Raw genomic sequence first — 10,159 nt, forward strand, 5'->3', positions numbered from 1 at the left:
CCATACCACCGCGACGGCCCGCGCTGCCCGGGCAAGGCTGATCATGACGAGAGGGTACGGACGCAACCTCCAAGAACAGCTACAGCGCTGCTATAGCACCCGAGATGCCAGCGCCACGGCCGACCGACGACCTCGGGGACGTCAAGAGCCGGCGACGGACTCCGCGACCGGACGAGACGCCAACCGATCGTTAACCGCCCGTCGCTAGCGTGCCGTCGCGGCCACCATCGGTCGCCTCGACGGTATCGGCACCAGCCATTAGTCCCATAGAGGGAGCGGAATGAGAAACGCCCTGGCCATGCTCAGCGCGACAGTCGTGCTGGCAGGGGCCGTGATGTCCGGCGGCAGCGCGCAGGCGGCTTCCGACCCGGACCCCGTACCGGCCGGCGGCCGCGTCGTTGGAGCCGTCACACCGTCCGACACCACATCGCGTGTCACCCCACCGCCGGTCCCGCGCCCCAAGCCTTTCAAGGAGACGAAGCCCGTTGCCGCTACCGGCAAGCCGGCTCCCCCGCCCGACTTCGGACCCGAGGAACGGATCCTTGCCGCCTACCACCGCGGCGAGCTCTCCCGGGACGACGCGGTGCGGTATGGCCTGGGCGCAGTGCGCTCACCACGATCGGTGCCCGCGCACCTGCGGCCGGCCGGCGCCATTCGCGACCCGCAGCGATACCTGGCCTACTTGTCTATGCTGGCGGCGACCGCTTCGCCGGCGGCAGCGGCGACGATCGCTCCAGACGTCGCCGCACCCGCACTCGCCCCTGCGGCGGCCGGCTACGACGACTGCGCCGCCGAGCCGTACGACTACCTCGGTGTCACCTACCGCTGCCGGGCAACCGCCGGCGAGTTCCTCATCCTTTACAACATCGCCTCGGGCGGGTCTCCGGGTGTCCCGGCGAATTACAACCCCAACGGCCGGGTGCAGGGGGTCCAGCACATGCTGAACTCGCTCTCGGTCGCTGTCAGTGAGTATCGCAAGATGGGCTACCCACTGCCGGTCCGGGCCGACAAGCCGTGGGTACTGGTCTATGGCGTCGACGACATCATGGGATTCGATATCGTTGCGCCCTTCGTGTTGCCGTTCGGGCTCAATCAGCAGGCCACCATCCTGGTGCCCAACGGGCAGACCGACTGGGACTACCTGCCCCGGCATGAGTTGTTCCACGTCATGCAGTACCAGTACTGGGACAAGTCTGATATAGCCGTCGACTTCGTCTTCAATTATGTTGGCAGCAAGGAATTCGGTTCGATGAACTGGTGGATGGAGGCCACCGCGGAGTGGGCCGCCCACCAGACCTACACCCGCTATCCGTACGTACCCATCCCCGGCGAGGAAGAGCTCTACGCCCGCAACGTCTACGACGTGCTCAGCATGCCGGGCTCAGCGCTCAACTCGTGGGGCGGTCTGAGTGAAGGCCCGCAGTACGGGGCGTTCCTGCTGCCCACCTATCTCACGGAGCAGGTCGACCCGAGTTTCGTGCGGCGCACCTGGGAGAGCGTCCGGGATCACGATCATCTGCCGATCGAGGCGATCCGGCACGTCGCGCAGGGTTACGGCCTGAACTTCAAGGACATGTTGCTGGGCTATCACATTGCCAACTATCGGCTGGCCAAGGCGAACGCCGCCCCCGCCCCGACGGTGGACGCGTGGCGCAGCTACGGCTACACCGACGCTGACACGAGACTGTGGCGCGTCAACCTCAGCGCCCTGAACGGGACGAGCAGCGACGTCCTCGGCGGCGCGAGACCCGCTCGCAAGAGTCACGCGACGCCCGCTGGTACACGTGTGGAGTATCAGGACATCCTGCGTAAGGGTGGTGCCGTCTATCACGACTTCCGGGCGGTGAAGAGCTCCGGTGACCCTGCCTGTGGGTACTGCTCGACGCTGCTGATCGATACGAGCAAGGACACCAACCGCAGCTCCGCGGTCATCATCTGGTCACCGACCGGCAGCACCGGCACTCTGGCGAAGTACCCGAGCATCCAGACCATGCTCTACCCCGACGCCGGTGGCCTGATCACGGTACCCAACTTTGCCTATCCCGTGGTCGCCACCCTGGTGAGCACCTGGACCGAACTGGACATCCACTCCGCCGACGCCGACAACAGCCCGAAGACGTTCTCCACCCACGTGGAAAGCGTGCTGCCACTCACCGGCCGCTCGTGCGTGCTACGCCCGCTGTCGGTGCGCAGCGTGGAGACCACCGTCGAGCCTGAAGGCACGTTCAACCGGTACGCCGCCAGCACGCGCGACGGCTGGACCGGCGGTGACTCCACGTACTCGGTGAAGCTGCCCGACGGGCGGATCGTGTGGCTGTTCTCCGACACCTGGATGGGACCGCTCAACGGCGACGGCACCCGACCAGTCAGCGCACCGCTGGTGAACAACACATTCGTGGTGCAGAGCGGTGGAACACTGACCACCTACCAGGGCGGCACCGCCGGGGCTCCGCGAGCGTTGATGCCGCCCTCCGGACCAGGTAAGTGGTACTGGGTCGGTGACGGTCACCTCTCCGGCGGGCAACTCCAGGTGGTGTACCAGGAATACGAGCGCTTCGGCTCCGGCGCCTGGGACTGGCGGTTCAACCGCAACGTGGTGGCGAACTTCGCCCTGTCCAACCTACGAACCCCGGTCAGCGTCCGACAGCTACCCTCGGCCAGCGGCGTCGCCTGGGGCTCGGCGCTCCTGCCGGCCAGCCGCAGCGGCGACGGCTACACCTACGTCTACGGCGTGGACGACTCCCCGATCAACAAACAGATGCGCATCGCCCGCGTCTACGGCAGCGACCTCGCCACCGGCACCTGGCAGTACCACACACCGTGGGGCTGGACGTTCCGCGAGCAGAACTCCCGCAACCTGCTGACCGGGATCGCCAACGAATACAGCGTCACGCCCTGGGGCGGACAGTTCCTGCTGCTCAGCCAGGACAGCACCCAGGCGTTCAGCGGCCAGATCAACGCCTGGACGTCCTGCTCACCGTACGGTCCGTTCACCCAGAAGACCCCTGTCTACCGGATGCCCGAACCCGGACCATATGGCAGCTACTGGAACCCGAACGTCATCTCGTACAACGCCCACGTGCACGCGGCGTTCAGCTCCGGCGACACGTTCATCGCGTCGTACAACGTCAACAGCATGGACACCCGAATCTCTCCCGACGCCGACCACTACCGCGACCCCGGCATCTACCGCCCCCGCTTCTTCCGCTTCACACTCGGATAAACAACCCCCTGGTTCCGCCGGGCGTATCCCACGCCCGGCGGGACCATCGAGAATAGCCGAACAGACGGTCGCCTCCGGACGTGATCTGCTACCGATTTACGACGTCGCCGATCGACGGATTGATACGCAGAATCGGATTCCCTACGACCCCAGGGGACCCGATCGAACCTTGCTGTCAACGCTACCGACCGTGTTGCGACTTTCGTGGGCACTGAACATTCATACGAGTCCGCCACGAATCCATCTTCGATCCGTAGCTCAATGCGCATACCGGCCGGGCGCCCCTACGACACCGCCTCGTTCTCACCAGGCGATGCTCGATAATCGTCGCCGTTGCCCGATGTCGTTGCCTACGAGGCGAACGACCTAGTTACAGACTAACGGCCACCGCACGACCTTCGAGGCTTTACAACCATCGATGGTCACGCGGTGGCCGCCTTATGCCCATACCACGCTCAACGCCTGAGTTGTTGCCCTGAAATACTAGGCAACTGCCTTCTGGGTACGACAGTTGAGCAGGCTGCCCTCGTCGGTCTGACACGACGTGAACGAGACGCCAATGCCCTCGTTAATGTCGCCCAAATCCAGGGTGCGACTGGTGTTCGCACCGCTGGTCAGCTTAATGCTCTTTTGCCATCTCAGGCCGCCCTGCCACCACACGGCCTCCACGTAGACGCCACGGCCGTCTGCCCATGAGTCGTACGCGAACAGTTTCTCGCCATAGGATTGGAACTCGCCCCCGCCCAGCGCGATACCTTCATCCCAGAACATGACCCAGCAGTCCAGGCCACCCGGATCGCTGCTCGTAGTCCGGCAACCACTGCTGTAATAATCGGCGTGGGCGGCGGTTGACGTCGCCCCAAGCAGCGCGGTGGCCAACGCCGCCACTATTCCCACCCTTGTACGAATTCGCATAGATCCTCCTCGTCGGTGCACAAGGACAACTATTTCACGATCGACGTTGCGGCGGTAGGCTGTCCAGCCCCTTTCACTAAGGGCATGCCGGCGGTCGCGGTTAGTAGGTATCTGTAGCCGGGAAGTGCTAGCCGGAGGCCACAGCAAAGGCGCTCCACGCGGTTTTACAGTGCATCGACGCCTACTCCCGCAAGGTCCAGTATCGAACAATTTGGCACGACCCCTAAGACCGGCAAAAACCCGTTAGAAAAGTGACCGCAGTCCTTGACATTCCGCTGAAGGATGTCCCACGACTCGGCGCAGGTCGGGCGAGGCGATCCGGGAGAATGCTTCAACCAAGCGGGCTAGGGATTGGGATTTCCGTCGCCCGCTCGATTAGTGCTGGATGTGCACTGGTGGGAGCGCCACGGCGAGGACGGAAGCGTTGAAGAGTCGGCGGATCTCGACGACCGTCAACGTGACGATCTTCCGAGTCGGCGTCAGGTCGCTGTGCTACGCCTACCCGGCGATCGACCAGCACCGACAGGTCATCGACGTGCCCGTCTCAGCTCGCCGTGACACCGCTGCAGCCCGGCGATTCTTCCAGCGCGCACTGCGGATACTGATGGTGACGCCCAGCGAGATGGTCACCGACGCCGCGCCGGTCTATCCCGCCGTGCTCGACGACCTGATCGCCTCGGCTTGGCACCACCTTCGAGCGGCACGCACACAATCCGACCGGCAAAGTCCGGATGGGCCGAGTCGATGCCGGCGTCGAGTACCGGCGACCAGTCGGGCTGACGCCCGCCGAGGCCTCTCCGAACGCCCTGCGCCCACGCCTCGACCGCGCCCAACACCCGGGACTCCATCGACCTGCCCCCTCTCCGCGAGTATGCCGGTTCCCCTCTGGTGGTCTGCAAGCCGATTGCAAGGCTCCTGCATTCACTGTTGCGGATCATTACGCCTACTCCGGCCGGCGGTCACACAGCCGTCCGGCTTAGACGTGCGGTCGACGCCAGCCGCGCTCACCTCGAACGGGGACGGCGAGTACCTGAACTCACGCGGTCGGCAGCCTGCGGCTACCGACCGGTCCACGGGAAGGAATTTCGTGCTCGTGCGTCAACACACAGTCCGCGCCGGCTCGCTCGCGTTGGCGATGACCCTGGCCCTCACCGGCTGTGGTTTCGACAGGACCCACCAAACAGAGGGTGCCGCCAAGGATTCGAAGGACACGATCGGTGCCGCACCGCCTCAGCCCGAGCCGATCGGCGCCGCCATCGCGAGTCGTGACATTCAGATCAGCGAAAATGGCAACCTTTTCCCGGTCAGGGTGGATTTGTACCAGCTGCGGCGCGACAACGGGTTCGTCAATCTCAGCGTTCGATTGACCCGCACGGATGCCGTGGGCAGCCCGAACCGCTGGCAGATCGCGAGCGCCTTTCAAGGCGACACCATCTCGTTGGCCTTCTCGGGTGCGACGCTGATCGACCGGAAGAACCGCAAGCGGCACCTGGTGGCCCGGACGGGCGAACCGGACGCGAAACCCGGTCAGGTGAAGTACCTCGCTTCGTCCGACCTCCAGTCGGTATTCGTTCAGGCCGGTCAGTCGGTGGACCTGTACGCCATGTTCGGCGCCCCGCCGGATGATGTCACCGCCGTCGATGTTGTCGTTCCCCGCGTTCCGGTCTTCGAAAATGTCCCGCTCGGTTAGCCGGCAGGCGGCGCCGGTGGCGATCGCACTGGCCCTCCTGCTGGCCAGTGATCCGGCAGTCGCCTGGTCCGCGCCGACGTCCCCGAACATGGTTCTGCCCGGACCGACACGTGAGATCGGCGATCAGGTGAGCAGCCCGATCCTCGACATTCAGGCGCCGATCGAGGACGTCTTTCTGCGTACCGAGGACCTCGACGGCAACACCCGAGAGGCGGAGTCCGGTGGGCGCATCGAGCTGACCCTGTCGGCGGACGTGCTCTTCGCATTCGGCAAGGCCGATATCTCTCTGGCGGCTCGTCTCCAGCTGGCCGAGATCGCCACACGACTCCGCGAGCAGGCCACCGGCACGGTCCAGATCTTCGGACACACCGACTCGGTGGGTGGCGACGGGGCCAACCTGGCGTTGTCCCGCCAGCGAGCCGAGGCGGTTCGGGACGCTCTGGCTCCGCGACTCGTCGACAGCAAACTCACTTACGCGATTGAGGGCTTCGGGGAGACGCGCCCCGTCGCGGCCAACACCGTGGCGGGCAAGGACAACCCGAGGGGCCGGGCCAGCAACCGACGGGTCGAGATCCGTTTCGACAAATGATCCATCCCGGGGCCATTCCTGCCGCCGACCGGGTGAGGCCTCCTACCGGTGACGGCCGCGCGAGTGCGGGTGGGCGTCGTCAGGGCAGGAGTTTCGTGAGCAGGTGGCGAAGCTCGCGGACACCGTCCTGTGATGAACGCATGACCGAGTGGTGCACCACGAATATCGCCGCTCTGCAGGTGCCATCGTGCGGCTCGGCCGGACACCACGCTCCCGAGGACCGACCCGAGGCCATTGCCGACGCGATCACCACCTGGGCGGCCCACCACGGGCTCTGACCGGCCGAGCTGTCACCACGCTCGATCCACGCCGATCCACGACGTTACGCCGGTACGGCGGCGGCCTGCACACCGTGGCCGCCGCCGTACCGGCGCACATCGGCTCGGTCGCCGACAGCGCAAGGCCCGTCGTGCCGATGCGCCGGATCGGTCCGCTGATCACGGACACGTCATCGCCGGCGAGTGCCAGCATCTCGGCGCGGCCGCGGAGCGGCTGAGGAGGAGTGGGGCGGCATGACGGGCGCGCCGACGTGCACCACCGATCCATGATGGAGGGCGCTGCCCGGGACGCCGACCTGGATCCTGCGATCCATCAACACGTCAAGTGGAACTCGCAGCGGACCTCAAGAGACGGCAACCATGGCTAAGGGACGTCTCGTATCTCGACGATGGTGAGATGTCCGTCGCTGCTGCGGTGGTGCGACCGACGGTGGTCTTCGAGGCGAGCTTCTGCCGGTGACCGCCGTATCAGTACGGCCGGTGGATCCCCCGCTCCGAGAGCGTCGCTTCGTAGAAGTCGAGAAAGCGCTCTAACTCTCCGACTGCGTCGTCCAGCTCGTCGAGAGCTGCGCGGTCACCGGGGTCATGGCGCAGTAGGCGCGCCGCGTCCGCCAGCTGCACCAGCAGGGCAGCGAACGTATCGCCCTGCAGGTGGATGCCGGGGAATGCCCTACCCGAAAGCTGCACGACGGCACAGTTGGTACCACGGGACAGCACCTGCGTTTGGTCCTGGCTCATTTGAGCAGGATTCCAGCACCACTCGAAGATCGTCCAAGGGAGGTCTCCTCACCCCGGTGACTGTCTGGTTGAGACGGTCGGTCAGGCTGCCTCGGTGCAGGTGATCACCACAGCCCGCCCGGCCTGGATTTTCTCGTTCACCGGGCTGCAGCCCGCCCAGTTCCGTCAGCTGGTCCGCTTGGTCGCGGAGCGTGGCGGTGACGCCATTAGTGACGGGCGGCCGGGCCGGCAATGGGCTCTCGACCTGCCCGACCGGGTGCTGTTGGTGGCCGTGTACTGGCGCACGAACCTGACCATGCGCCAGATCGGCCCGCTGTTCGGGGTGTCGCATTCCGCCGCGCACCGGGTCATCGACACCCTCGGCCCATTGCTGGCCCTGGCACCGGTGCGCCGACGGCCGGTCGACCAGATCGCCATCGTCGATGGCACCCTGATCCCCACCCGCGATCACCGCCTGGCCACCAAGAGCAAGAACTACCGGTACTCGACGAACCTGCAGGTCGCCATCGACGCCAGCACCCGCCTGGTCATCGCTGTCGGCGACCCGCAGCCCGGCAATCGAAACGACACGATCGTCTACCGCACCAGCGGCATCGAAGAGAAACTAGCCGGGCGACCCGTCATGGACGACGGCGGTTACCGCGGCAACCCCGAGGTGATCATCCCGTACCGCAAGCCCGCCGACGGCGGCGTCCTGCCAGCCTGGAAAGAAGAGCTGAACAGCCACCACCGCACCGTCCGCGCCGGAGTCGAACACGCTCTGGCCAGGATGAAGTGCTTCAAGATCCTGCGCGACTACCGCCGCGCCGCCCACACATTGGCCGACACCGCCTCCGGCATCGCCAACCTCCACAACATCATCCTGACCGGCTGACCGCCGGCCGGCGCTGGGACACGCCTTTACCCAGTTACGAGACGTCCCTCAGACCGCCAGCACCTCTACCACCTACCTCAATTCGGAGGGGCACAGCAGCGGCTCCTACGCCCCCGCGCCCGATGAACTGCCGGAGCGCCCCGAGCCCGCTTCCACTAATCATGGCACCAGTCGCGGCGAGTTCGGCCTCGCCCAGAACCGCCTCGACCACGCAGGCGGAGCAAACGACTGTGCCGACGATCAAGGCTATCAGGATGAGGTCCTGGACGGCGCCTCGCTTGGGCAGCAGCGGGTTTTGAACGTCGCAGACGAGTGGGTCGCCGCCCATTATCTCCGAACATACTAGGTCTACCGGCAACTCGGACTGCGACTCACCTACCAGACCGAAACGCAAACGGTGCGCGCTGCAGTGGATCTCAGCGCGCACCGTGGGGTTATGGTTCGTGTCCGAGGGGGGACTTGAACCCCCACACCCTATACGGGTACTAGCACCTCAAGCTAGCGCGTCTGCCATTCCGCCACCCGGACCTACACGTTCAGCCTACCTCGCCGACCAGATGATCTTTCATCCGGTGGTCGGCACAGCGGGCCGCACGGGGAGTTACTGTACACGCCGCTGGTGGATCATGCACATCGCCTTCCGGCGCCTCTCTCCCGGCGATCCCGCCGCTGCTCAAGCCGCCTCAAACGGCTGTGCCGACACACCGTCGGGGCGTGTCCGGGTAGCGTCCGGCGCCCCTCTGACGGCAGCATTGCCACGTGTCCCATCCCTCCCCCTTGGCAGCCGCCCAGCACCGAGCCCTCGCCCTGCGCGCCGCGGGCGACCTCAGCGCCGCCCGGCAACTGCTCGCGGAGGCCGTCGAATCCGCTCCCCCGCCGTACGGTGACGACCATCCCGAGGTGCTGCACACCACACACCTGCTGGCACGGCTGCACCGCGAGGGGGACGACCCGCTCGCAGCCCGCCGGGTGTTGGAGGAGGCGTTCGCGGCGGGCGAGCGGCGCTGGGAGCACTCCGACCCGCTGATGCTCGCGCTCGCATTCGAGCTCGCCGAGGTGGCGGAGGAGCTCGGCAACCGGCACGAGGCCCGCCGCAACTACACCCGCGTCGCCACCGCCGGTCCCGCCGCGCTGGGGGAGAACCACCCGGCGGTACGCGCAGCCCGCGACTACCTCGGCCCACCCCCGTCGACGCCGGGCGAGCAGCACGCCGCGCCGAAGCCCGGTCCGGTCCCGGTCGGCCCGGTGACCGAGCCCGGTGCCCGGTCGGCGCTCTCCGGCCCGACCCTGTCGCTGGCGACCCTCGCCGCGATGCGGCCCTCCGCCAACACCGTCTCACCCTGGGCGCCGCAACCGCCGGCCACGCCCCGACAAACCCCTCCAGGGGTACGCGCACCAGCCACACCCACGTCGCCCGGCCACGCCACCCCGGCACCGGTCCCAGTTCCTCGGGCGACGCCCGTTCAGCCGGCAGTTCCCTCAATCGCGCCAGCGCAGCCCGGCCCGCCGACGGCCGCACCCCGACCCGCGACGCCGCCCCGCCCGCGGGCCGACGCGCCACTGGCGGCGAATGCGATGTCGCTCGGCTCGGGCGTCAGCGGGCAACCCCCCACGAACGCGCATCCACCACTTCAGCGCACCGATGAACAACCACCCGAGCGTGCGATGCCACCCCGTCAACGCCCGGATGAGCAACCGCCCGGACCGTCCCGGCCGGCGGCCGGCCCGATGCCCCGGCCGAGGGCTGAAGGCCAGCCGACGACGCCGGCCGGGCAGCGGTCACCAGACCGACCGCCGTCCGGCCCGGCCGTGGCACCGCGTCAACGGGTTGGTGGCCACGCGACCCCGCCGG

General features: G+C 66.8%; 7 protein-coding genes, 1 tRNA gene and 1 pseudogene. 6 read left to right on the top strand and 3 right to left on the bottom strand.

Annotation, left to right across the window (positions count from 1 at the left end):
- Positions 1-280 precede the first annotated feature (280 nt).
- A complete protein-coding gene (locus tag DLJ58_RS33030) occupies positions 281-3,223 on the top strand; it encodes a hypothetical protein (protein WP_124862877.1) in 2,943 nt (980 codons plus the stop codon).
- Positions 3,224-3,706: 483 nt separating this feature from the next.
- Here DLJ58_RS33030 and DLJ58_RS33035 read toward each other — a convergent pair whose 3' ends face one another.
- On the bottom strand, positions 3,707-4,111 hold the full coding sequence (locus DLJ58_RS33035) for a hypothetical protein (RefSeq protein WP_124862880.1): 405 nt from the start codon (positions 4,109-4,111) through the stop codon (positions 3,707-3,709).
- A gap of 412 nt (positions 4,112-4,523) precedes the next feature.
- Between DLJ58_RS33035 and DLJ58_RS35255 the strand changes: the two are divergent.
- The 3 genes and pseudogenes from DLJ58_RS35255 to DLJ58_RS33045 form a co-directional block, all read left to right on the top strand.
- Positions 4,524-4,826, top strand: a pseudogene (locus DLJ58_RS35255) (DDE-type integrase/transposase/recombinase); the annotation flags it as partial.
- A gap of 399 nt (positions 4,827-5,225) precedes the next feature.
- Positions 5,226-5,828: a hypothetical protein gene (locus tag DLJ58_RS34800; protein ID WP_244219233.1), complete on the top strand. Its 603-nt coding sequence runs from the start codon at positions 5,226-5,228 to the stop codon at positions 5,826-5,828.
- Positions 5,812-6,417, top strand: coding sequence for an OmpA family protein (locus tag DLJ58_RS33045; protein ID WP_158629659.1), 606 nt, complete (start codon positions 5,812-5,814; stop codon positions 6,415-6,417). The genes DLJ58_RS34800 and DLJ58_RS33045 overlap by 17 nt, the downstream gene beginning before the upstream one ends.
- 746 nt (positions 6,418-7,163) lie before the next feature.
- On the opposite strand, the gene DLJ58_RS33050 is transcribed toward DLJ58_RS33045, so the two are convergent.
- Complete coding sequence (locus DLJ58_RS33050) at positions 7,164-7,433, bottom strand: DUF6959 family protein (protein WP_124862889.1); 270 nt, start codon at positions 7,431-7,433, stop codon at positions 7,164-7,166.
- Between the two features lie 94 nt (positions 7,434-7,527).
- Here DLJ58_RS33050 and DLJ58_RS33055 point away from each other — a divergent pair, with 94 nt between their 5' ends.
- A complete protein-coding gene (locus tag DLJ58_RS33055; protein WP_124862892.1) occupies positions 7,528-8,307 on the top strand; it encodes a transposase family protein in 780 nt (259 codons plus the stop codon).
- 444 nt (positions 8,308-8,751) lie between these two features.
- On the opposite strand, the gene DLJ58_RS33060 is transcribed toward DLJ58_RS33055, so the two are convergent.
- Positions 8,752-8,835: transfer RNA gene (locus DLJ58_RS33060), tRNA-Leu, on the bottom strand.
- Between the two features lie 231 nt (positions 8,836-9,066).
- Here DLJ58_RS33060 and DLJ58_RS33065 point away from each other — a divergent pair.
- On the top strand, positions 9,067-10,159 hold a 1,093-nt coding region (locus DLJ58_RS33065), incomplete at its 3' end, for a tetratricopeptide repeat protein (protein WP_208741474.1).

This window comes from Micromonospora arida, from assembly GCF_003857035.1.
Lineage (GTDB): Bacteria > Actinomycetota > Actinomycetes > Mycobacteriales > Micromonosporaceae > Micromonospora > Micromonospora arida.